Origin of the sequence: Streptomyces sp. cf386 (genome assembly GCF_900103585.1) — a bacterium.
Classification (GTDB): Bacteria; Actinomycetota; Actinomycetes; order Streptomycetales; family Streptomycetaceae; genus Streptomyces.
The window spans coordinates 84,140-106,728 of the sequence record NZ_FNHV01000019.1 but is presented as its reverse complement, the minus strand read 5'-3'; the positions used below and the strand labels follow the sequence as shown (position 1 = coordinate 106,728).

The 22,589-nt window shown below is 71.5% G+C and carries 21 protein-coding genes; 6 read left to right on the top strand and 15 right to left on the bottom strand.

The window, feature by feature from the left end; genetic code table 11:
• Positions 1–59 precede the first annotated feature (59 nt).
• Together BLU79_RS37100 and BLU79_RS37095 are read right to left on the bottom strand one after the other, a co-directional pair.
• On the bottom strand, positions 60–1,562 hold the full coding sequence (locus tag BLU79_RS37100; RefSeq protein WP_093910394.1) for a metallophosphoesterase family protein: 1,503 nt from the start codon (positions 1,560–1,562) through the stop codon (positions 60–62).
• Between the two features lie 86 nt (positions 1,563–1,648).
• Entirely contained in the window at positions 1,649–2,542 is an 894-nt protein-coding gene (locus BLU79_RS37095; RefSeq protein ID WP_093910393.1) for an MHYT domain-containing protein, read from the bottom strand.
• 319 nt (positions 2,543–2,861) lie between these two features.
• Between BLU79_RS37095 and BLU79_RS37090 the strand changes: the two genes are divergently transcribed.
• From BLU79_RS37090 to BLU79_RS37080, 3 genes are all read left to right on the top strand, one after another.
• The gene (locus BLU79_RS37090) at positions 2,862–3,761 is read left to right on the top strand and encodes an arginase family protein (protein WP_093910392.1); all 900 of its coding nucleotides are present in this window, start codon (positions 2,862–2,864) and stop codon (positions 3,759–3,761) included.
• A gap of 84 nt (positions 3,762–3,845) precedes the next feature.
• A complete protein-coding gene (locus BLU79_RS37085; RefSeq protein WP_093910391.1) occupies positions 3,846–5,102 on the top strand; it encodes an SLC13 family permease in 1,257 nt (418 codons plus the stop codon).
• A 30-nt stretch (positions 5,103–5,132) separates the two neighbouring features.
• Positions 5,133–5,633 carry a universal stress protein gene (locus BLU79_RS37080; protein ID WP_093910390.1) on the top strand — a complete coding sequence of 167 codons (501 nt, stop codon included), beginning with the start codon at positions 5,133–5,135 and terminating at the stop codon, positions 5,631–5,633.
• 37 nt (positions 5,634–5,670) lie between these two features.
• Here BLU79_RS37080 and BLU79_RS37075 read toward each other — a convergent pair whose 3' ends face one another.
• Positions 5,671–6,468, bottom strand: coding sequence for a DUF899 domain-containing protein (locus BLU79_RS37075; protein WP_093910456.1), 798 nt, complete (start codon positions 6,466–6,468; stop codon positions 5,671–5,673).
• A gap of 440 nt (positions 6,469–6,908) precedes the next feature.
• Here BLU79_RS37075 and BLU79_RS49445 point away from each other — a divergent pair, with 440 nt between their 5' ends.
• Positions 6,909–7,091, top strand: a complete 183-nt coding sequence (locus BLU79_RS49445; protein WP_256333606.1) for a hypothetical protein — start codon at positions 6,909–6,911, stop codon at positions 7,089–7,091.
• A 28-nt stretch (positions 7,092–7,119) separates the two neighbouring features.
• Here BLU79_RS49445 and BLU79_RS37065 read toward each other — a convergent pair whose 3' ends face one another.
• The 6 genes from BLU79_RS37065 to BLU79_RS37040 all read right to left on the bottom strand — a co-directional run bounded on the left by BLU79_RS37065 (position 7,120) and on the right by BLU79_RS37040 (position 13,007).
• The gene (locus BLU79_RS37065; RefSeq protein ID WP_371132017.1) at positions 7,120–8,010 is read right to left on the bottom strand and encodes a hypothetical protein; all 891 of its coding nucleotides are present in this window, start codon (positions 8,008–8,010) and stop codon (positions 7,120–7,122) included.
• Between the two features lie 302 nt (positions 8,011–8,312).
• Positions 8,313–9,485 carry an MFS transporter gene (locus tag BLU79_RS37060; protein WP_093910455.1) on the bottom strand — a complete coding sequence of 391 codons (1,173 nt, stop codon included), beginning with the start codon at positions 9,483–9,485 and terminating at the stop codon, positions 8,313–8,315.
• A gap of 229 nt (positions 9,486–9,714) precedes the next feature.
• A complete protein-coding gene (locus BLU79_RS37055; RefSeq protein WP_093910388.1) occupies positions 9,715–10,128 on the bottom strand; it encodes a hypothetical protein in 414 nt (137 codons plus the stop codon).
• Positions 10,129–10,235: 107 nt separating this feature from the next.
• Positions 10,236–11,426 (bottom strand): MFS transporter, encoded by a 1,191-nt coding sequence (locus BLU79_RS37050; RefSeq protein ID WP_093910387.1) that lies wholly within the window; start codon positions 11,424–11,426, stop codon positions 10,236–10,238.
• Positions 11,427–11,508: 82 nt separating this feature from the next.
• Positions 11,509–12,264: a dienelactone hydrolase family protein gene (locus tag BLU79_RS37045; protein WP_093910386.1), complete on the bottom strand. Its 756-nt coding sequence runs from the start codon at positions 12,262–12,264 to the stop codon at positions 11,509–11,511.
• A 122-nt stretch (positions 12,265–12,386) separates the two neighbouring features.
• The gene (locus BLU79_RS37040) at positions 12,387–13,007 is read right to left on the bottom strand and encodes an L-threonylcarbamoyladenylate synthase (protein ID WP_177001325.1); all 621 of its coding nucleotides are present in this window, start codon (positions 13,005–13,007) and stop codon (positions 12,387–12,389) included.
• 176 nt (positions 13,008–13,183) lie between these two features.
• Here BLU79_RS37040 and BLU79_RS37035 point away from each other — a divergent pair, with 176 nt between their 5' ends.
• On the top strand, positions 13,184–14,686 hold the full coding sequence (locus BLU79_RS37035) for a helix-turn-helix domain-containing protein (RefSeq protein WP_093910453.1): 1,503 nt from the start codon (positions 13,184–13,186) through the stop codon (positions 14,684–14,686).
• A gap of 151 nt (positions 14,687–14,837) precedes the next feature.
• Here BLU79_RS37035 and BLU79_RS37030 read toward each other — a convergent pair whose 3' ends face one another.
• Genes BLU79_RS37030 through BLU79_RS37005 form a run of 6 tightly spaced genes read right to left on the bottom strand, consistent with a single transcriptional unit; the run spans position 14,838 to position 20,252 of the window.
• A complete protein-coding gene (locus tag BLU79_RS37030; protein ID WP_093910385.1) occupies positions 14,838–16,097 on the bottom strand; it encodes a cytochrome P450 family protein in 1,260 nt (419 codons plus the stop codon).
• On the bottom strand, positions 16,094–17,332 hold the full coding sequence (locus BLU79_RS37025) for a cytochrome P450 family protein (protein ID WP_093910384.1): 1,239 nt from the start codon (positions 17,330–17,332) through the stop codon (positions 16,094–16,096). The genes BLU79_RS37030 and BLU79_RS37025 overlap by 4 nt, the downstream gene beginning before the upstream one ends.
• On the bottom strand, positions 17,329–17,958 hold the full coding sequence (locus BLU79_RS37020) for a GTP-binding protein (protein ID WP_093910383.1): 630 nt from the start codon (positions 17,956–17,958) through the stop codon (positions 17,329–17,331). Before BLU79_RS37020 ends, BLU79_RS37025 begins: the two co-directional genes overlap by 4 nt.
• The gene (locus tag BLU79_RS37015) at positions 17,930–18,292 is read right to left on the bottom strand and encodes a DUF742 domain-containing protein (RefSeq protein ID WP_093910382.1); all 363 of its coding nucleotides are present in this window, start codon (positions 18,290–18,292) and stop codon (positions 17,930–17,932) included. Before BLU79_RS37015 ends, BLU79_RS37020 begins: the two co-directional genes overlap by 29 nt.
• Positions 18,289–18,711, bottom strand: coding sequence for a roadblock/LC7 domain-containing protein (locus BLU79_RS37010; protein ID WP_093910381.1), 423 nt, complete (start codon positions 18,709–18,711; stop codon positions 18,289–18,291). The genes BLU79_RS37015 and BLU79_RS37010 overlap by 4 nt, the downstream gene beginning before the upstream one ends.
• Positions 18,708–20,252: an ATP-binding protein gene (locus BLU79_RS37005; RefSeq protein ID WP_093910380.1), complete on the bottom strand. Its 1,545-nt coding sequence runs from the start codon at positions 20,250–20,252 to the stop codon at positions 18,708–18,710. The genes BLU79_RS37010 and BLU79_RS37005 overlap by 4 nt, the downstream gene beginning before the upstream one ends.
• A 508-nt stretch (positions 20,253–20,760) precedes the next feature.
• On the opposite strand from BLU79_RS37005, the gene BLU79_RS37000 reads away from it, so the two are divergent.
• A complete protein-coding gene (locus BLU79_RS37000) occupies positions 20,761–22,530 on the top strand; it encodes a fatty acyl-AMP ligase (protein ID WP_093910379.1) in 1,770 nt (589 codons plus the stop codon).
• The last annotated feature ends 59 nt before the right edge of the window (positions 22,531–22,589 follow it).

The following is a 22,589-nucleotide window of genomic DNA, read 5'->3' as shown; positions in this document are numbered from 1 at the left end:
TCAAGCAGTACGGCAGTGCCAACCGCCCCGCGCCCGATGATGTTCCCGCCCCCCCAGGTTCACAACAGGGGAATGGTGACCTCGTCCTCGACCGGCGGGACGACCTCCTGGGCGCGGTTGCCGGTCGCGGCGTAGCAGCGCAGGCGGACGGTCTCCGGGGTGACGTCCAGGCGCAGGAAGCACTTGAAGAACGGCGGGCTGTAGGTCGCCGAGCTCGGCGAGAACAGCGAGGTGTAGATCTTGCGCACGGGCAGCCGGAACCGCTTGGCGCGGTCAGGGCGGCGTCCGGTGCCCAGCAGGCCCGCGACCAGGCGCGTGCGCCAGGTGATCCGGGCGTCGGCGGCCGGTGCGCGACCCGGCCGGATGTCCAGCCGCTCGGCGACGACGGCCGTGGCCTCCGCCTCGGTGAGAGAGAAGAAGCGGCGCAGGCGCAGCCTTCGCCCGTAGAGACCGCTGTAGAAGGCCAGGGAGTCGCCGCGCAGGGGATAGCAGCGGAACTCCTTCTCCGTGACGTTCGCGATGTCGACCCGCGGAATCGTGTGCGTGGCGTGCATGAACGCACCGCCGCCGCCCGAGACGACGTACTGGATGGTGCGGCCGTCCACCTGCACCGGGTAGCGCTGGTAGTTGTGGATGTCACCGCCTATCGCCGCGACATAGCGGTGGGCCGGGTCGCGGACGATCTCGTCGACGGTGCCGCCCCCGTCGATCGCGCAGGGGTGGTGCTCACCGTCCACGTACAGCGGCTGCCCCGTGATGAGGATCTTCGGCCGGGGATCCTTGGACACCTCGCGCAGCCAGGCTCCCTGTTCGGCGTCGATGGTGCCGAGCAGTCCGGTGTCGATGCCGATGATGCGCACCGGCCCGGCGTCGATCGCCCAGTACGGCCCCGGCTGGACGGCCTGTTGAGCCGATGCGGACCTCAACGCCCTTGCCTCAGCGAGGTGTTGACCCTCTCCCTTGCGCGGCCGGTGCCACAGCAGCGACCGCATCCACGCCTTGCTGAGCGGGCGGGGCGCGGCCTCGGGTTCGAGGGCCGGGGCGTCGCCGCAGAAGACGCGCATGAACGCACCGAGGTCCTCGTACCAGTCGTGGTTGCCCGGTATCGCGTATATCGGTGCCTGGTAGTCCTGGTAGGGCCGGAAGAACTTGGTGCCGTAGTCGTCGGCACTGCCCACCGGATAGATCACATCACTCGCGAGGACCGTGAACCGCGTGTCCTGACCCACCTCCAAGAAGCCCGGTACGACGGCGTACTGGGGCTCGTCGCCCTCGCCGGTGTCACCGATGACGAGGAAGGAGAAGCGGTCCGGGTCGTCGCGCCGTATGACCTTGTCGGCGGGTGCCCCGGCCGCGGCCCGTTGTGCCACCCAGCGGCTGCGGGTACGCCCCGTGGGATCCCCGAACCAGGACGCGAGGACGCCGTTGCGGGCGGCCCAGAGCGTCTTCGGGTTGAGCCAGGAGATCTTCTCGACCTTGGGCGGCATCAGCCGTTTGTACGCGCCGAGTTCGGTGGCGCCCCAGCCGGCGCCTTCGGCGGTATCGCGTGAGGAGTCAGACACCTGTGCACCGTAACAATGATCGAGAGAAGGCCGAGAGGGGGAGGGTGGGGCTGCGGCGTGTCGCCGTGCCCCACCCTCCCCCTGGGTCACCACTTGCGGGCATACGGTTCCCGGCGGGGCGGTTGGGTGCCGGGTACGGGTGCCTTGAACTCGCGGTCGCCTCCCGGCCGTTGACCGGAGAAACTGCCGGGTCCTCCCGCACCCGTGGTTGTGGAGGTTCCACTCTTCGCGCTCGCGCCCTCGCCTTCGCCGAGGACCAGGAGCGGGTCGAACATCACCACCACTCCGGCCAGCAGAAGGAAGATGGCCGGCCCCAGGAGCATGGGCAGCAGCAGCGAGGTGGGCGAGTCACCGGCCCATGACGCGCCGGTCGCCCCGTGCAGATGCACGCTGACGGCGGCCATTCCCGTGTAGTGCATCCCGGAGACGGCGACCCCCATGACCATGCTGGCGCCGAGGCTGGTGAGGAAACCGCGGATGGTGACGGCGGCCCACAGTGCGGCGGTCGCCGCGACGATCGCGATCAGGATCGAGAGCCCGACGGCGAACACGTCGTACTGGAGGCTGCCGTCGAGATGCATCGCCGCCATGCCCAGATAGTGCATGGCGGCCACACCGAGCCCGGTGATGACCCCCGCACCGGTCAGCGCGCCCTTGCCCGCGCCCCGATACCCGACGATGAACACGCCGATGCCGACCACGACGATGGCCACGGCGAGGCTGAGGACGGTCAGTCCCGTGTCGTAACGGATCCGGGTCTCCTCGACCTGGAAGCCGACCATGGCGATGAAGTGCATCGTCCAGATGCCACAGCCGATCGAGGCGGCGCCGAGCCCCAGCCAACCCGCCTTCCATGAATGTTCGTTGAGCAGGGAGCGGACGATGCACCGCAGTCCCAACGCCCCTCCCAGGCAGGCCATCAAATAGGCCCCCACCGGGGTCACCGCACCATAGCGGAACCCGTCAACCGTGCCTTCCATAAGCCAACTCCCCCCAGAGTCTTGGCCAGTTGTGAGCAAGGTGTACGGGGCAGGGTTACCTGAAAGCAAGCCTTTACCGCCGGTAGCAGTTGAGCTTTGAATCACTGTGGGTCAACTCCGGTCACACAGGAGTGAGTTTCAGCCAGTTGCGGGCTGGGCGCAGGGATGCCCGCTACAGGGGAGGGCACCCCGCCGAACCGTGACCGCCCCTTGCGTCGCCCTTGCCGCCGTCCGGCCACGAGTGGTGCCGGGCTTGAGGCTGTGGCACAGATGGAGTGAGGAGGCAGCGGGCAGGTGGCAGCGGCGGAAGGGCGCGGACATGCGGGAACTCGCGATCATCGAGGCGCCGTCCGTGCTCGGCCTGCGGCCCTCCGGGGTGCAGGAACTGCCGACGGCGCTGCTCGACGCCGGACTGGCGGCTGCTCTCGGCGCGGTACGGGCCGGCCGGGTCGAACCGCCCGCCTACGACCCGACGAGGGACCCTGACACCGGGGTGCTCAACCCGCACGGCATCGCGGAGTACTCCGTCCGGCTGGCCGACGCGGTCGGCCGGGTCCTCGACGAGGGCCGTTTCCCCGTCGTCCTCGGCGGGGACTGCAGCATCCTGCTCGGCAACCTCCTCGCCCTGCGCCGCCGCGGACGCCACGGCCTGCTGTTCCTCGACGGCCACACCGACTTCTACCAGCCCTCGGCGGAGCCGACCGGTGAGGCCGCCTCGATGGAACTCGCCCTGGCCACGGGCCGCGGCCCCCGGATCCTCACCGACCTCGAGGGCCGCGGCCCCCTGGTGCGGGACGAGGACGTCGTGGCCCTCGGCTTCCGCGATGCCGCCGAGTCCGAGCAGGCTGGTATGCAGCCGCTCCCGGCCGGGCTGCACGCCGTCGACCTCGACGGCGTACGCGCGTCCGGCGCGGGCACGGCGGCACGCCGAGCGGTCGACCGGCTCACCGCCGGTGCGGGCTCCGGTTTCTGGGTCCACCTCGACGTCGACGTCCTGGACGACGCGATCATGCCCGCCGTCGACTACCGCCTGCCCGACGGGCTGACCTGGGACGAGCTGGAGAGCGTGCTGCGGACGGCCCTGGCCGACGCGCGCGCCGTGGGACTCGACGTCACGATCTTCAACCCTCGCCTCGACCCCGACGGCCGCCTCGCCGCCCGCCTCGCGGAGTGCCTGCGCCGTGGATTGTCGGCGCGGACCGCCCGTCGGGATGCCTGAGTATTCTTTGGGTACCCCGATGATCACGCGGTCTCTGCCACCGCTGTCGCCACCGGACACCACCCATCTCGAAAGGCTCCGACCCTGAACGGCTCCCTCGCGGAAGCGCTCTCTGCCGTCCTCCTCGTGGTGGTCCTGGTGGGCGCCGTGGTGCGCCCCTGGGGCCTGCCGGAGGCCGTCGTCGCCGTACCGGCCGCGGGGGTGGTCATCGCCACCGGGGCGATCTCACTGGACCACGCGGCGGACGAGGCCGCCCGGCTGGGGCCGGTGATCGGCTTCCTCGCGGCCGTGCTGGTGCTGGCCCAACTGTGCGACGACGAGGGCCTGTTCCAGGCGTGCGGGGCCTGGATGGCGCGCACCGCCGCGGGGCGACCGCGTCGGCTCCTGGGGCAGGTGTTCGTCGTCGCCTCACTGATCACCGCGGTGCTGAGCCTGGACGCCACCGTGGTGCTGCTGACCCCGGTCGTCTTCGCCACCGCCGCCCGACTCGGTGCTCGTGCCAAGCCGCACGTGTACGCGTGCACCCACCTGTCGAACACGGCCTCGCTGCTGCTGCCCGTCTCCAACCTCACCAATCTGCTCGCCTTCGCCGCGAGCGGGCTGAGCTTCACCCGCTTCGCCGCGCTGATGGCGCTGCCCTGGGTGGTCGCGATCGGCGTCGAGTACCTGGTCTTCCGCCGGTTCTTCGCGGTGGACCTGGACGCCGGGGCACAGGCCCCGGCCTCCTCGGGGCCGCCCGAGCTGCCGCTGTTCGCCCTCTGCACGGTGGCGGGCACGCTGGCCGGGTTCGTGGTCACCTCGGCGGTGGGCATCGACCCGGCGTGGGCGGCCTTCGCGGGAGCGCTGGTGCTGGCCGTCCGCGCCCTCATCAGGCGCCGGACCACTCCCGCGGCCCTGGTGCGGGCCGCCGGCCTTCCGTTCCTCGCGTTCGTCCTGGCCCTCGGGATCGTGGTGCGGGCGGTCGTCGACAACGGGCTGGACGACGCCCTCGGCCATCTCGTCCCCGACGGCACCGGACTGCCCGCGCTGCTGGGCATCGCCGCGCTGGCCGCCGTACTGGCCAACGTGATCAACAATCTGCCGGCGGTGCTGGTGCTGCTGCCCCTGACCGCCGAGGCCGGTCCCGGCGCGGTGCTGGCGGTGCTGCTCGGCGTCAACATCGGCCCCAACCTCACCTACGCCGGGTCCTTGGCGACGCTGCTGTGGCGGAAAATCGTTCACGAGCACGACACTGACGTCGAGCTGGGGGAGTTCACCCGGCTCGGCCTGTACACGGTGCCCGCCGCGCTCACCTGCTCGGTGGTGGCGTTGTGGGGCGCACTGCAAGTGATCGGAACCTGATCAGGGCCCGGAAGCCGGAGGCTGACCTGTATGGCCGTCATCGTGTGGATCGTCGAGGGCACCTGGCCGGCCTGCGTGGACGCGGCCCGCACCCAGGTTCCCGAAGGCTCGGAGATCGTCCTGCTGCACGTCACCGGCCACGAGAGCCCGGGAGCCGCGCATGGTGCCTTCGCGGGCCTGCTCGGCCGTGGCCACCCCGAGCGGGATCCCGGCACCCGGATGGAACAGCTGGCCGCCGACTCCGCCCGCGAACTGCTGCAGGAGGCGGCCGACCGGCTCGGCCGGGACTGCGCGCGCGTGGAACGCTCCGGCCGGGTCGAACGCGAGGTCGTCGCCGCGGCCGAGGGCGCCGACCTGCTTCTCGTGGCCCGGGACGGTGACCGCAGCCATCTCGGGCCCAAGAGCCTGGGCCCGGCCAGCCGGTTCGTCGTGGACCACGCGCCCTGCCCGGTCCTGCTGGTCTGGCCTGAGGCCGCGCCAGGACTGTCCAGCATCCCGGCTCCGCCCCCGCACCCGCCGCACCACCACTAGAACGGTCAATCATCCACAGCGGCCAGTCGTCCAGAGGTCAGTCGTCGTACTCGTCGGGCAGCCGCAGGGCGGGCCCGCCGGCCTGCAGCCCGAGGGGCACCGCGCGACCCTTGGGCTCCTCCCAATCCTCCTGGCGGCCGAGCGCGGTGAGGTCGAGGTACGGGATGCCGTAGTGGAACTGCTCGATGCCGCGGCCGAAGGTGGAGTACGTGTGGAAGACCTCGTCCCCGACCCGCAGAAAGGCGCTGATCCCCGGCCAGTCGCCGCGCAACTGCTCCGACCACGGCATTCCCGCCTCCGCGAGCTCGGCCTCGGTGCGATGGAAGACCTCCACCGGCGCGACCCGCTCGTCGACGGTGGCATGGAAGTCGTAGTTGAAGTCGCTGCCCGCCGAGGAGTACCAGGGGAAGGTCCACCCCATCCGCGCGCGATACGCGGAGATCGTCGGGTACGGCGCCCGGCTCACCGCCACCAGCGTCGTGTGGCGGGCATGCAGTTGCCGCAGCCTGCCGATGCCGTCGGCAGCGGAGGAGCAACTGGGGCAGCCGGTGGCGCGGGGGTGCTCGACACCGTCGGCGTCGATGTCGTACGTCCACATGAAGTGGTGCATGACCAGCTGAGGGCGCCCCTCGAACAGGTCGAGCAGGTCCACCGTCCCGTCCGGCCCCTCGAAGGCGTACGCCTTGTCAACGCGGACCATGGGCAACCGCCGCCGCTCGGCGTTCACCCGGTCACGCGCACGAGTGAGCTCCTTCTCCTCGGCCAACAGCTCCTTGCGGGCTGCGTCCCACTCCTCACGTGACACGACCTCCGGCAGGTTCGCCATCGAAGTCATCGCCAGGTCCTCCCACAGGTCTCGTCCGACGAGCAGCCGATGCGACCACCCTTCCAGCTTGCGCCCGCCCCCGCCCGCGCCGCACACCGGTCGGTCCTGACGTCAGTGGGTTCCCCTCCTGTGCTCGGCCATGACTGATGGGACTGTCGGACCATCCCGTAGGTGTCTGCGCCGTCGTCCAGAACCTGGTCATCAGCCCACAGACGCCCTGGCCCTGGGGATACCCGAGGGCCGGACGCCGGCGAAGAACATCAGGCCCGTCAACGAACTGATCGCCGTCCTGACCGCACTGGATCCGGCTCCCCTGCACCTGCCTTGTATGCCGTACCAACTTCCAGGAGGGGCGCGACTTCGACCACCGGATCACCGAGTACTGGGACGGCGGCCGGCGCCGGTGGGTGCGTGTCGTCATCAGTACCGGAGCGGCAGGATCCATCCGCATGCCTTCGGCACGGCCGGCACCGACCACGCCTGCGGGCCGCCCGAGATCAGCGGCAACGTCGTCCGACTACGACCAGCTCATCGACGCGGGCGTCGATGCCTGCGCCAAGGACCATCCGTCCGCCTTGAGCTGCCTCTTTGCCCGCGACGACCTCGCCGTGCCCCGGCACATCACCGGCTGACGTCGGCCGGAGACCGACCGCGCAGCCCCTAACGCTTGCGTCCGCTGAGCCGTTTCACCTCTCGGGCGGCCTCGTGCTCCTCCCGCTCCGCCCGGGCGAGTGCGTCAGCGGACCTGCGGCTTCGTTCCTCGGCCTCCTGCTGCTCGTGGTCGGCCCGCTGGAGTTCTTCCCGGGCCTGACGCAGGTGCTGCTCGGCCGCCGATGCCTGCTGCTCGGCCTGGTCGCGCCGGTCTCGGGCCCGCTGCAGCGCGTTGTCGGCGTCGGCCTGCTCGGCGCGTCTGTCGTGCAGTCGCTGCTTGGCCTCTTCGGCTGTCCTCCGGGCCTGATCGAGCTGTTCCTGCCGTTGGCGGCGCCGTTCGGCGAGTTCGTCCTTCGGGCGTGTTCGCGCCGACGGCGTCGGTGCCTTGGACGCGGTCGGCTTTCGAGAGGTGGCGGTCGCCGGGACCGTGCCGGTGGGAAAGTCCGACGGTGGGATGAGGGCGCCCTCCAAGCGGCCTTCGGCCCATCTGTCGGCGGCCTCAGGGTCGGCGAGCACGGCACGCAGGGTGGATTCCACGTCCTGCTGCGCCGTGGGCGCCAGGGGGTGCCCGGCCTGCCGGGCCAGCTGTGCGGCCTGCCGGGACAGCGCCGAGACCATACGCCGACGCTGCTCCGCCAGCTCCTTGATCCCGGCGGCGTCCAGAGCGTGGTACGCCTCGCGCAGGGCCGGCCCCAGTTCCAGGAGCCGCCGGCTCTCCTCCGGCTGGGAGCGCAGCAGCAGGTTCGCGGCCCAGGCCGCCAGCGTGGGGCGGCGGGCAGCGCCGATACGGCGGGCGTCCTCGGCGCGGCCGGCCGTCTTGGCCGCGGCCGACATCTCCGCACGGCGGGCGACGAATTGGGCCGGAGGCGTGACGTAGAGCTCGTCGAGCGCCGCCTCCACGTCGGGTTCCTCGCCGCCCGGCGGCCCCTTGCGCTTGCTCAGGGTTCCCACATCCCCGGCCCACCTGCACGGGAGAGGCTTGGACCCGAGTCGTCGGCACCCCATGCAGGCAAGGCGCCCAGGACACTCACAGCCTCGCCGTCGGTCAGGGCGGCCGTCCAACGACCAGCCGCGGACGGCAGGCGGACGATGGCGCGGTGCCCGGACATGGCACCAGCCTCACCCCCAGCCGTCGGTCCCGCATCCCGGACCTCTCGGTCTCAGCAGGGCCGGTCGGCCCGCCGCCCGGCTGCTGTGGCCTCCTACCCGGCCGCCGTGGCCTGCCGCGCGGCGACGGCCATGACGACAGCGGCGATCAGGACGGTACCGGCACCGACGTAGAGCGGCGCCGTATAGCCGAGGCCCGCCGTGATGGCCAGGCCTCCGAGCCAGGCGCCGAGGGCGTTGCCGACATTGGACGCGGACACGTTGGCGCTCGCGGCCAGGGCCGCACCGTGGGCGAAGTCGGTGACGCGGGTGATCAGACCGGGTACGCCGGCGAACCCGAACAGTCCCATCAGGAAGATCAGGACGACCGACGCGGTGGCGCTGGCTGCCAGCAGGCCGAACAGGACCAGCGTGACGGTGAGGCCGAGCAGGAAGAGGACGAGCGCGCGGTCACGGTCATGGTCGGCGGCCCGCCCGCCGATCAGGTTCCCGACGACGAGGCCGACGCCGTACACCATGAGCAACCAGGCGACATCCGCGGGGGAGAAGCCACCGACCTCGGTGAACGTGTAGGCGATATAGCTGAACGCGCCGAACATCCCGCCGTAGCCCAGCGCGGTGGCCGCCAGGGTCAGCCAGACCTGCCCGGATCGGAAAGCGCGGACCTGGGCGCGCAGGCCACTGGGCGGTACCGGGCCAGGGCTGCCGGTCGGCGCCCGACCCGCCCTGCCGGGGACGAGGACGACGATTCCCGCCAGCGCCACCACACCGATCGCGGTGACCGCCCAGAAGGCCGCCCGCCAGCCCCAACGCTCCCCGACGAGCGCGCCGAACGGCACGCCCAGCACGTTCGCGACCGTCAGCCCGGCGAACATGACGGCCACCGCGCGGGACTTCCTCTCCGGTGCGACCAGGCTGCCGGCGACGAGCGAGCCGATACCGAAGAACGAGCCATGGCACAACGCCGCGACGACCCGGCCGAGCATCATCACGGGATAGCTCGGTGCCAGAGCGGACAACAGATTGCCGATGACGAACAACGCCACCAGGCCGACCAGGACGTTCTTGCGGGGCAGCCGCGCCGTCGCCGCGGTCAGTGCGATCGCGCCGACCGCGACACTCAGCGCGTACCCGGAGATCAGCCATCCCGCCGCTGCCTCGGACACCGCGAGACTCGACGCCACCTGCGGCAGCAGCCCGGCGATCAGGAACTCGGTCAGTCCGATGCCGAAACCGCCGAGAGCCAGCGCGACGAGTCCACTCGGCATCCGCCGCCGTTCGATCGCGGGCCCGTGCGGAGCGAGCCTGGACGTGCCGCCGCTCATCGGAAGTCCGTGTCCCAGACCTTGAATTCACCCATGCAGCCACCCTCGGCCGCTGCCGACGGATCCGTCGATGGACAAGGATCGAGCATGCTTGGACAAAGTGAGAGGGCGAGAGGGAACGAACGGGAGAGCGGACCGTCTCTCACCCGGCCATACAGCTGCCACGCATCGCCTACGCCGGAATCCACCGCCTCAGCGCCTCGACCGTGTCCTCCGGCGTCGTGTTGAAGCACAGCCGGATCCCGGGCGCCTCCTCGGTCAGGACGTTGACCAGCCGTTCGAACAGCAGGGTGTTCTCCGGCAGCATCCGTACGCCCCCGCCGATCATCGCCAAGCCGAACGTGTGCTCCTGAAGCAGCTCGCGGACAGTGGCCTCGGCGCTGTCGGGAGAGGTGTCGATCAGGCACGGAACAGGATCGAACCCCGCCTCGCGCAGCGTCGCGTTCGCCGCCTCGATCCGCGCGGTGAGCACGGCCTCGTCGACACCGTCGGGCATCCGGCTGTAGTCGAGCGCGCGCGGATGCAGACCGATGGACAGTACCTTCGTGTCGCCCGGCAGGGGAGTCGAGGTCGTGGGTCGGCCCATGGGCAATGCCCTCTCTTCTCGCGTCACGGGTGATCTTCCCGGTGTATCACGGAAGTTGGACACACGGCCCGGGCAGCCGGAAATCGGCGGACGGCCTGAGACCGCGGTCAGATCCTCGCCGGTACCGGCCGCCGAAGGAGATAGGCCGCCGCGCCCGACACCAGGACGGCCATGCACGCGATGAACACCAGCCCCGCGTCCTCCAGGCCGATCGACTGGGTCAGCACCCCCACCCCGATCACCGGAACCGAAATGCCCGCGTAGGCCACCACGAACAGCGTCGAGATCACCGCCGCGCGCCGCTCCGCCGGGGACGCCTCGGCCACCGAGGCCAGCGCTCCGCGAAACGCCAGCCCCTGACCGCCCCCGCCGACGAGCGCGCTGAGCACCAGCAGTGACATCAGATCCCAGTGCAGCGCCCCCGCGAGCAGTGCCAGCCCGGCGAGGAGTCCGGCGCAGCCCAGCGGCAGCGATCGGCTCACCCCGACCCGGCCGACGACCAGTTGCCCGGCGGTCGAGGCGAAGAAGGCCAGGGCGACGACCAGTCCGCTCACGGCGTGGTTGGTCACGTCCAGGGACTCGGCGAGGAACGCCGGGCTGACCGACGTGAACACCCCGAACAGCGCGAATCCCACGAACGAGGCGATCGCCGCCGGCCCGAACACCGCCCGCACGCCCGCGGGCAGGGCGGGCCGCTGCGGCCGTACGGTGCTCAGCGGCAGCCGCTCCCGAACGGTCTCCGGAAGCCGCAACAGGACGGCGGCCGAGAGGGCCACCAGTGCCAGGTGCACGGCGAACGGCAGGTACAGCGGCCAGGCCGCGTACTGGGCGAGCACTCCGGCCAGCAGCGGACCGCAGCCCAGTCCGCCCATGTTGGCGGCCGTCGCCACGAAGGTGGCCCGCGAGGCACCCCCGTGCGGCGCCAACTCCATCACGTACGCCGTCGCGGCCCCGGTGAACAGACCGGCGGACAGCCCCGACAACAGCCGCCCCGCATACAGCCAGCCCAGCCCCGTGGCGCACAGGAAGCACACGGCGCTCGCCGCCGCGCACCCCAGACCCCACATCAGCACCGCACGCCTGCCCACCGCGTCCGAGGCGTTGCCCACCAACAGCAGCACGCCGATGACGCCGAACGCGTACACGGCGTACACGATGGTCACGGTCAGCTCGGAGAACCCGAACTTCTCCTGGTAGAGGGGATAGAGGGGCGTCGGCAGGGTGGTGCCGGCCATGCACACGGCGAACACCGCCCCGCTGAGCCAGCACTCCCGCCACCCTCGGTGATCACCGTCCACGCCGCCGACGATAACCCCGTACGCCGCCTTGATCCGGACCGGCGCGCCACCGGCACAGCAGAGGCGACGGAGGCCGAGCGGGTCAGAACGTCCGCTTCAGCAGATCGAGCAGCGCCGCCCAGTGCCGCTCGGCCCCGGCCTCGTCGTACGCGGCGGTGTCGGCCTGCGTGTAGCCGTGGTGGGCGCCCTCGTAGACCTCGTACCGGTGGCGTACGCCCGCCGCGGTCAGCGCGGCGGCGAGGCGCTCCATCTGCTCGGGCGGCATCGACTGGTCGGCGTCGGCGTGCCCGAAGTACAGCTCCGCCGTGATGTGTTCGGCGACCAGGTGCGGGCTGTCCGGTGCGTCGGTCGCCAACTGCCCGCCGTGGAATCCGGCCGCGGCGGCCACCCGGTCGGGGTAGGCCCCGGCGGTGCGCAGGGCGAGCCGCGCGCCCATGCAGTAGCCGGTGAGGGCGACCGGGCCGTCGGCGACCTCGGGCAGCTCGGCCAGCCAGCGCAGATAGGCGCCGGCGTCCCGCATCGCGAGCTCGGGCGTCAGGGACTGCATGACTGGGACGATCTTCCCCCACAGTTCCGGGCGGGCGGCGGGGTCGATGAACTCGGGCAGGTCGAAGACCGGGCTGCGCCCGTGCCGGTAGAAGACGTTCGGCACCAGGACCGTGTAGCCGGCCCCGGCGAGCCGGTCGGCCATCGACCGCAGATGGGGACGCAGCCCGAAGGCGTCCTGATAGAGGAGGACGCCCGGCCGGGGCAGACCGTCGCCCGGATGGGCCAGATAGGCGTCCGCGACGCCGTCCTCGGTCGGGACGTCCACGTCGGTTGCCTGTACGGAGGTCATGGGGGTGCCTCTCTGCGCAGTCCACGGCGAACAGGTCGCCGACCCGGCTGAATCGGGCAGCGCACAGGCTTTCACGCACCATCCACGTGGGCCCCGGCACCCCCTCCCCCTTGGGGACGGCTTTACTCGAACCGGGACGTGTCGCCCGCTCCCTTCCGTACGATCTCGGCCTCCCCGGACGAGAAGTCGATCACCGTCGTCGGGTCGGTCCCGCAGTCCCCGGAGTCGACCACCGCGTCCAGCACATGGTCGAGCCGGTCCTTGATCTCCCAGCCCTGCGTCATCGGCTCCTCCTCGTCGGGCAGCAGCAGCGTGCTGGACAGCAGCGGCTCCCCGAGCTCGGTCAGCAGCGCCTGGGTGACGACGTGGTCGGGGATGCGCACGCCGACCGTCTTCTTCTTCGGATGCTGCAGCATGCGCGGCACCTCCCTCGTCGCGGGCAGGATGAACGTGTAACTGCCGGGCGTCGACGCCTTGACCGCGCGGAACACGTCGTTGTCGACCCGTACGAACTGGCCGAGCTGCGCGAAGTCCTGGCAGACGAGGGTGAAGTGGTGCCGGTCGTCCAGTCGGCGAATGGACCGGATCCGGTCGATGCCGTCACGGCTGCCCAGCCGGCAGCCCAGCGCATAGCAGGAGTCCGTCGGATACGCGATGAGCGCACCGGAGCGGACGCTGTCGGCGACCTGAGCGATGGTGCGCGGCTGAGGATTATCGGGGTGCACGTCGAAGTACTTCGCCATTCACCGAGCCTATGCCCTTCGGGCCCGGCGGACGCGCAGGCCTCCTCGTCTGGATGAGCGTCGCGGCACGGGGAACCCCGTCCCCGATGCGGACGACGGAGTACCGCGGCCCACGGGTGAGGTAACGTCCCGAGCGGTACGTCGTGGATGAGGTGCAGGACGAGGTGAAGGCCGACGTGGCTGGTGGAGAGGACGGAGTCCGTGAGGCGGGGGTGAGCAGCGCCGACGGCTCGGCGTGGGCGGAGGAGTTGCTGGACCACCTGCGGCCGACCGGGCGCGACGTGCGCCGGGTCGTCGCCTGGCTCGCGGACGCCGTGCAGGGCATCGCCGCGCTCCAGGACGACACCGGCACGCTTCTCGTCGGCACCCGGCCGCCCCTGGACGATCACCTCGTCGCGGCCGTCGCGGGCGGCCGTATCGCCTCCGCCGCCTGGGAGGGGCAGGGCCGTCATCTGCGCCTGGTCCGGGTGGCGTACCCGAACCCTCAGTCGGCGGGCGTCCTCGCCGTGTCGCGCGAGACGCCCTTCGACCGGCGCACCGCCGACATCGTCACGCACACCGTCCAGGTCATCGAACTCCTGCTCAAGGCCGGCGAGATGACCGCCGCCGGACGCCGGCTCGAACAGGCGACGTCCGATCTGCGCCTGGCGATCCTTCAACTGCTGATGGTGGAGGACACCGTCTCCGCACGCCGGGTCGCCGCGGGACTGTGGCCCGGCCTGCTCGACACGGACTCCGCCTGCGTCTACGTCGTCGAGGGCACCGCCGAGGAGCGCGACCGGCTGGCCGAGGACTGCATCGACGTGACGGGCGAGCAGGCACTGGTCGTGCTCTGCCCGGCGGTGGACGAGCACGTGATCGTCGTGACGCCCGGCGAAGCCGAGGCCCGGCAATTGCGCTCACTGATCGGCCCCCGCCCCCGCACCTTCCTCGGCGGCAGCGCCCGGCACAGCCTGGCCCGCACCGCCACCGCGTACGGGCAGGCCGTGAGCGCCCTCGCCGTCGCGCACTTCCGTCCGGACAAGGCCGCCGTCTACGCCGAACGCACCCACCCCGAGCGACTGATCGACCCGGCGGCACTGCGCGGCTGGACGGACCGGCTGCTGCGCCCCCTCGACACCCTGCCGCACCACACGCGCGCCGAACTGCTCGCCACCACCCGGCTGGGTCTGGAGTTCACCGCCGTGAGCGCGGCGAAGGTCCTCGGCGTCAGCCGCAACACGGTCCGCGCCCGTATGGAACGCGTGGAGGGCCTGCTGCGCACGGACTTCGCCGACCTCACCGCCCGGGCCGTGGTCCACCTGGCGCTCAACATCCAGGTGAGCCTGGCGGACGCACCGGCCGACGGCGACACCTCGGAAGCCGCGCCCGTCACGCTGTGCGACCTGCTGTCCGGGCCCGCCATGCGCACCTGGGCGCAGGACCTGCTCGCCCACCTGGGCAAGGACAGCCGGGACCTGCGCCGCACCCTGCGCGCCTGGATCGCCGAGGGCGGCAACGCCGAACGGGCCGCGCACACCCTCGGCGTCCACGCCCAGACCGTCCGTGAGCACGTGCGCAGCGCGGAACCCGTCCTCGAACGGCAGCTTCTCGCCGGCGGCACCGACCTGTACGAGGTCGTCCTGGCCCATCTCGTCCTCGGTGACCTGGAACGGCCCGCACTTGAGGCAGCCAAATAGGGCCTTCCGGACTCACTTGTGCACAGGTGAGCCCCACGGCCCCCGCAGCGGGCATCGACGCGATACCCAATCCCCCCGCGTAGACGTAAGTTCAACTTGCCGCGGGGGAGCGACCGGAACGGGGGACCGGTCGCACCCCGCGCCCTGAACCTCAGGCCCGCAGCCGCACGGGTAGCTCCTGCCAGCCGAACGCGATGAACGACGGCACCTGACGCAACTCCTCTTCCGGCACGGCCAACTCCAGACCGGGGAAGCGGTCGAAGAGGGCGGGCAGCGCCGTCAGGGCCTCGACACGGGCCAGCGGAGCGCCGATGCAGCGGTGCACACCGATTCCGAACGCCAGATGGTCGTCGGCCCCGCGCGCCGCGTCGAAGCTGTCCGCGTCCGGCCCGTAGTGCACGGGGTCCAGTCCCGCGGCGGCGTACGTCGTGATGATCGCGTCCCCGGCCGGAATGGTCACGTCCCCGACCTTGATGTCACTGACGGCGAACCGCAGGGGCAGCGCCGCGATCGACGGGTGGACCCGCAGCGTCTCGTCGATCACCGCGTCCCAGCCGATCTCTCCCGACCGCACGGCCGCCAACTGCTCGGGGTGGGTCAGCAGGGCGACGATCGCGTTGCCGATGAGATTGACGGTCGTCTCGAAACCGGCGCCGATCACCAGCAGCAGCGTGTACAGCAACTCCTCGTCGCTGAGCCGGTCGCCGTCCTCGTCGCGCACCCGGATCAGCTCGGTCGTCAGATCGTCCCCGGGGTGCTCGGCGCGGTGGGCGATCAGCGCCCCCAGCACCGTGCCGATCTGCTGCTGCACGAACGTCGTGTGCTCCGGGCTCGGGTCGGAGGTGTCCATGATGGCGGCGATGAGAGTCCCGGTCGCCTCCCTCAACTCCTCCGGCACACCGAACAGTTCGCAGATCATCCGCATCGGCAGCGGATGGGCGAACCCGGCTTTCAGATCGACCACCGGGCCGCTCTCGCCGCCGTCGTCGCCCGCCCCGCCCTCGTCGAGCGCGTCGAGCAACTCCGCGGTGATCGCCTCCACCCGCGGGCGCATCAGCTCCGTACGCCGCTGGGTGAAGCTCGGCGCGACCAGCTTGCGCAGCCGTGTGTGGTCGGCGCCGTACGTCGACAGCATGTTGACCACGCCGACCCAGCCCAGGATCCAGCCCCAGGAGGGGTGTTCGCCGATCTCGGGCCAGAGCCTCCAGTGCAGCCGGGGATCCTTGCTGACCTGCGGGTCGAGGATGAGCTCCTTGAGTGTGTCGTGGCCGGTGGGCGCCCACGCGGGAATGCCACCGGGCAGCTCCACGGGCACGATCGGGCCGAGGGCGCGCAGCCGGGCGCTCTCGCCGGGGATGTCGGCGCCGAACGGGTCGATGGCGAAGCGTTCGATGCGGTCGGTCACGGTCACGACGGAACTCCAGGCTGGTCGGGGGAGCGAGGGCTGAACCGGACGGGCAGGGAGGTCAGCGAGCGGTGGAAGGGGCCGGGCCGCCACGTCAGGCGCTCGCGTGGCAGCACCGGATCCAGATCGGGAAGCCACTGGGTGAGCCGCTCGATCGCCTCGGTGGCGATGAGCAGCGTGTGCTGCCGCACCGGGCAGGCGTGCGGGCCCGCCGACCAGGACAGATGCGAGGCGTCCTGAGGATGACGGCCGCTGGTGATCTCCCGCTCGGCGAACCGCGCGAGCGCCCCGTAGGAGACGACCACCGGCACGGCGGCCCTGATCCAGGCGCCGTGGAAGGACACGGGCCTGCGCGCGTAGTGGATGCCGTAGTTGGCGAGCGGCGTCTCGTGGTGCAGCACCTCCACGACCGCGTCCATCACGGGGCGGGCCCCGCTGGTGAGGGTGGAGTAGTAGAGCGGGTTGCCGAGGATGCGGGAGAGCGCGTTGGACACCAGGTTGGCCGTCGGCTCGTGCCCGGCGCCGAGGGTGAGGAACACCTGCCAGGTGACCTCCTCGGGGGTCAGCCCGGCCGGGTGGTCCAGCAGCCAGCTGGGCAGGTCGTCGCCGCGCCGCTCGGCCTTGGCCGCGATCAGCTCCAGTACGTAGCCGCCGAACTCCGCCTCGCCCTCGGCCGCTTCGGCGCCGCCCTCCATCATCTTGCCCAGCGCCACGTCGAGCCGGTCGCTCTGGCTGTCCGGCAGCCCGAAGAGGCTGTTGAACACCAGCGCCATCAGCGGTCGCGCGAACTCGCCCACCAGATCGGCCTCGCCCTTCGACCCCATCCGGCCCACCAGCACCCGCACGGCGCGGTGCACCCGGGCCCGCAGGTCGTGCGGTTCGATCCGGTCGAAGGTGTCGATCAGCGTGGTGCGGTACCGGACATGGGCCGCGCCGTCGGCGAACAGCGTGTTGGGCCGCCAGCGCATCATGCCCAGGATCGGCGAGTCGTCGGCGACCGTGGACTCCCACGGCCGCGGGTCGTGCGAGAAGGTCTCCGTGTCGTGCAGCAGATCCAGCGCCGCCCGCCGGTCGGTGACGACGTACGCCGGCACGCCCGGCGCCAACTCGGCCCAGCCGACCGGGCCCTGGGCGCGCAGGGCGTCGTAGTAGGGGTACGGATCCCGTGCGAAGCCGTCCTCCCACAGGCGCAGGGGCGCCGAGCGGGAGAAGGCCTGGCGGTCGGGGGAGTAGGTGGTCACCGGTCCTCCGGGGCGTGACGGTCGATCAGGTGCTGGACGAGCGCGAGCAGCGCGTCGACCGACGAGTCGGCCTCCCGCGCGTCACACGTCACCATCGGTGTTCCCGCGTCCAGGTCCAGGGCGGCGCGCAGTTGTTCCTCGGTGTGGTGCCTGGGCGCGTCCGGGAAGGCGTTGAAGGCGACGGTGTACGGCAGCCCCGACTCCTCCACCAGCCCGAGCACGTCGAACGACGCGTCGATCCGCCGGCTGTCGACCAGGACCAGGGCACCCAGCGCGCCGTACGCGATGTCGTCCCACAGCGCCCGGAACCGCTCCTGCCCGGGCGTGCCGAACAGATACAGCACGATCCCGCCGGGCAGGCTGATCCGGCCGAAGTCGACGGCGACCGTGGTCGTCGACTTGTCCCGCACCCCGGCGAGATCGTCCACCTGCGCGGACGCCTCGCTGAGCGGCTCCTCGGTGTGCAGCGGGCGGATCTCGGAGACGGAGTCGATCAGGGTCGTCTTGCCCACGCCGAACGGGCCGGCGACCAGGATCTTGACCAGGTCGCGGGCGGTGTCGGGCAGGTGGACGTCCTCGGTCGGGCTCAAGGAAGCCCTAGGTGTGCTTGAGGGCGCGAAGGCCATCGGCCACTCTCTTCAGCAGGTCGGGGTCGAAGCGTCCGGCGGGCGGAATCGGCGCACGGGACAGCACCAGGTCCCGGTCGATGAGCTCGGCCGCCAGCACGCGTATCGCGGACACCGGCAACCGCAGCAGCGCCGCGGCCTCCACGACGGTCAGCGAACCTTCGTCCAGGGCGTCCAGCAGGGCGAGTTGGGCGGCGGGCAGACCGGCGGGGGCAGGTATGCGCGCGCCGGTGAGCACCGACAGCCGCTCCAGATGGGGCCGGCTGGGCCGGGTCACACCGCCGGTCGACAGATACGCCGGGACCAGCGGGCGCCCGCCACGCCGGCCGGTCATGCCGACGCGTCGCCGTCGGCACCTCGGGGCGCTGCGGCCATCGCCTTCTCGCCCAGCCGGGCCACCTGCGAGTGCACCCGGTGCGCGAGCAGATCGAGGCGCACCTCCTCGTCGCCGTACGCGGCCACGCACGTGCCGTGGTCCGTGGGCACGATCAGCACATAGCCGTGGTCCGACTCGATGACCACCTGACGCACCTCGGCCCCCTCCCGGTCGGCGAACGCCGCCGCCGCGGTACGGCAGGCTCCCTGCACGGTGCTGGTGATCGCGGCCACCCGCTCGGCCGAGGGCCGGGTGAGCGCGTCCGTGTACCCGGTCACCAGTCCGTCCCGCGTGAGCAGTACGGCGGCGACCACATGCGGCACCTGCAGGATCGGTTCGAGCACCCACGCCGTGTCTCCAGCATCGCGGCCGGTCATCGAGCCGTTCCCCCTTCATGGTCGGTCTGATCGTTGTCGTCGGCTGTGACGTCGGCCCGCTCCCGCGTCGCGCGGGCGGTTTCCGGTACGGCCGTGGAGGCCTCGTCGGCAGCTTCACCGGCCGCCGACCGCGCCGCGGACGTACCGGCTTGCAGCGCGCCCAGGGCGGCGGCGGCCCGCTCCGGGCGGCGCACCTCGGGCCGCGGCGCGGGAGTGTCACCGGACGCGGCGGTCACCCGCGTACGGCGCCGGCGCTGCGGCAGACCGCCGGCGTCGCGCGGAGCGTGATGCCCGGACACGGTGCCGGAGGCGTCGTGGTCGTGCTCGGCGCCGTATCCGTGCGAGGTGGCGGACGTCTCGCCTCGGGAGCCTGCGACGGCCTCCGGCTGGGAGCCGACGGATGTCTCGCTGGGCGAGCCGGCGGACACCTCGTGCCGGGACTCGACGGACGCTTCGTCCCGGGACGCCTTGCGCGTGGAGCGCGGTGCGCTGGCCGCGGGCGGTCGCTCGTCGGGGTCGATACGGCTGAGCAGGTGGCTGTCGACCCGCAGGACCGCCCGCACCCCGCCGTACGGCGACGGCGACGACACGTCCACGCTCAGGTCGAACTGCCGGGTCAGCTGCCCGACCGCGGCGAGCCCCATGCGCGGTGGATCGCCCAGCTCGGTGAGGAGGATCGGCTCGGAACCGGCCACCAGCCGCTGTGCGCGGGCGCGTTCGTCCTCGGTCATGCCCAGACCCGCGTCGTCGACCGTGACACACACGCCGTGATGGACGTGTTCCAGGTTGACCACGACATCCGTGTCGGGCGCGGAGTGCCGCAGGGCGTTGTCGAGGAGTTCGGCGACGATGATCGCGACCGGCTCCACGGCATGGGACACGAGCCCGGTCCCCGCCGCCAGGTGGTTGTGGACCCGGATCCGCTGGTAGCCCGAGAGCCGGGCCTGGCCGCCGGACACCGCGTCCACGAGATGCGACTCCTCGCGGGCGAGCCCGACCCAGGCCCCGCACACCACCGCGGCCACCTGCGCGCGCCGCAGCGACTGCTCGTTCTCGTGGTCGAGTCGGAACAGGGTCTGCGCCAGCTCGGGGTCGTCGTACTTCTGCTGGAGCCCGCGCAACGCGTCCTGCAGCCGGTACAGGGCCGCCTGGATCTCGCGTGTCGCCCCGCGCATGCCCGCCTGTGCGGCCGCGTCGATCCGGGTGCGCTGCGTGGTCAGCTCGGTACGCAGCCCGGTCAGCACCTGCTCCAGCGCGAGGCCCAGCGGTGTCCCCGAGCTCTGCGGATGCAGCGGACCCGGCACGGCGACATGCGGATGCGCCAACTGCCGGGCCGCGGCCGGAAGGCGTTGCGCCGCCAGATGCTCGACCTCCGCGGTCAACGCCTGCAGCGCGTCCTTGAGTTGGCGGCGTAACGCCGCGATCTCGGCACGCTGCCGCGCTTGTTGCCGCTGTGCGTGCAGCAGCCCGCCGCCCAAGGCGAGTGCGGACAGCATGCCGACGGCGAGCCCGCCGGTCACCAGGTCCGGTAGTTCGATCATCGAGTCGGTTCCCAGGGGGTCGGTTCGGGAGCGGTCGGACAGGGCTGGTTCCGAGGTTGTGGGGCGAGGCGCTCGCAGCACAGTACACACCGTCATCGACCGATCTCGCACGGTCGATCGACACATCGTTTCGAAAGTGCCGGACTCTGCTCGCTTCTGCGTCGACTGTCGGAATTGGCCTACAAGGAGCGGGAGTTGGGGCGATTGGTCGACTCTGGATCGCCGGCGCGGGGGTCGTTGCTTGGTCAACCGCCTTTTGGACACATAGGGTTTACTTTCGTTCGGCCCGTCGGACCGAACGGACTTGCTATGGTGTTACTCGCCGGTAGCAAGTTGAACGAGGGGGGCTCGGGGAGTCGGCGGACCAGCGCCACAACTCCCCGGCGGGTCGTCGAGACGACAGGTCCGGCAAGGGGGCCGGACCGGCGGAGGCGTCTGCGCGTTTTCCTGACGCGCCCCTCGAACTCCAGTTCCTCGCCCACCGATCCAGACAGGTGAGACTCGCAACATGGTTCGTTCCCTGGTCGATCTGCTGACCACGCACGCTTCGCACCACCCCGACCGAACCGGCTACCGATACCTCGTCACAGGCGATGTGGACGGCGAGATCCAGGAGATCTCGTACGGCCGACTCGCCGCCCGCTCCCGGGCCGTCGCCGCATGGCTGCAGGAGCGCGGCCTGGCCGGTACCCGCGCCATGCTGCTGTACCCGCCCGGCCTGGAGTTCATCTGCGGCTACCTCGGCTGCCTCGCGGCCGGCGTGGTCGCCGTGCCCGGCGTCCCCCCGCAGGGCCGTGCGCAGAACCACCGTGCCCTGACCAGGATGAAGCGGCTCATCGCCGACGCCGACGCCAAGGTGATCCTGGGCGGTCGCGAGGTGATCTCGGCCCTGTCCGGCATGGCGGAGCACCTGCCCGAACTCGCCGACATCACCTGCGTCGCCACCGAGGACATCCCGGACGAGGCGGCCGCAGCCTGGCACGAGCCCGACCTCACCGCCGACTCGGTCGCCTTCCTCCAGTACACCTCGGGCTCCACCTCCGCCCCGCGCGGCGTGATGGTCACCCACGGAAACCTGCTCGACAACGAGCGGGTCATCAGCGAGCGCATGGGCCACACCGAGGACGTCCTCGCCGAGTACGGCCACGAGATGTTCGTCAGCTGGCTGCCCGTGTACCACGACATGGGCCTCATAGGCCCCGTCCTCAACACGGTGTATCTCGGCGCGACCGCCACGCTCTTCTCCCCGCTGCACTTCCTGCAGCAGCCCCAGCGCTGGCTCACCGCGGTCACCCGATACCGCCCGCACACCAGCGGCGGCCCCAACTTCGCCTACGAGCTGTGCCTCAAGCACGCCACCCCCGGGCTCCTCGACCACCTGGACCTCAGCAGCTGGCAGGTCGCCTTCAACGGCGCCGAACCCGTACGCGCCGCCACTCTCCGCCGCTTCGCCGACACCTTCGCCCCGGCCGGCTTCCGCCGGGAGGCCCTCTACCCCTGCTACGGCCTGGCCGAGGCCACGCTGATGGTCACCGGCAGCACGGTCCACACCCCGCCCACCCTGCTCCAGGCCCCCGAATCGGGCCCGCACGCCGGCCAGTCCGACGCGGCGTCCGTCAGCTGCGGCCGTCCCGGCCCCGACGTCACCGTCGCCGTCGCCGACCCCGAACGGCGCGAGGAGCTGCCCGACGGCGAGGTCGGCGAGATCTGGGTGCGCGGCGCGAGCGTCGCCAAGGGCTACTGGCGCAACGCCCTCGCCACCCGCGAGACCTTCCGCGCCACCCTGACCGGCCACGACGGCCGCTTTCTGCGCACCGGAGACCTCGGATTCCTGCGCGACGGCGAGCTGTTCGTCACCGGCCGCCTGAAGGACCTCATCGTCATCGACGGACGCAACCACTACCCGCAGGACCTGGAGCTGACCGCCGAGATGGCCCACCCGGCCCTGCGCCCCGGCTGTACGGCGGCGTTCTCCGTCGACGGCGGAAACAGCGGTCTGGGTGCGGACGGTGTGGATGGTGCGGACGGGGGCGCCCACGGCGAGCAGCCCGTCATCGTCGCCGAGATCGCCCCGGACGCGGTGTCCGAGGCGGAGAAGATCATCGACGTCATCCGCAGCGGGATCGGCGATGCCCACGGCCTTTCGGTCCGCGACGTCGTGTTGGTCCAGCCGGGCACCATCCCCAAAACGTCCAGCGGCAAGATCCAGCGCCGCGCCTCCCGGGCGGCCTACCTGGACGGCGCCCTCGCGGTCATTGCCGCGCCCGCCCAGAGCTGACACCGCCCGGTCCAGACCGCCGTACCCCGGCGAACCCGCCGTACGACGGACACAAGCCC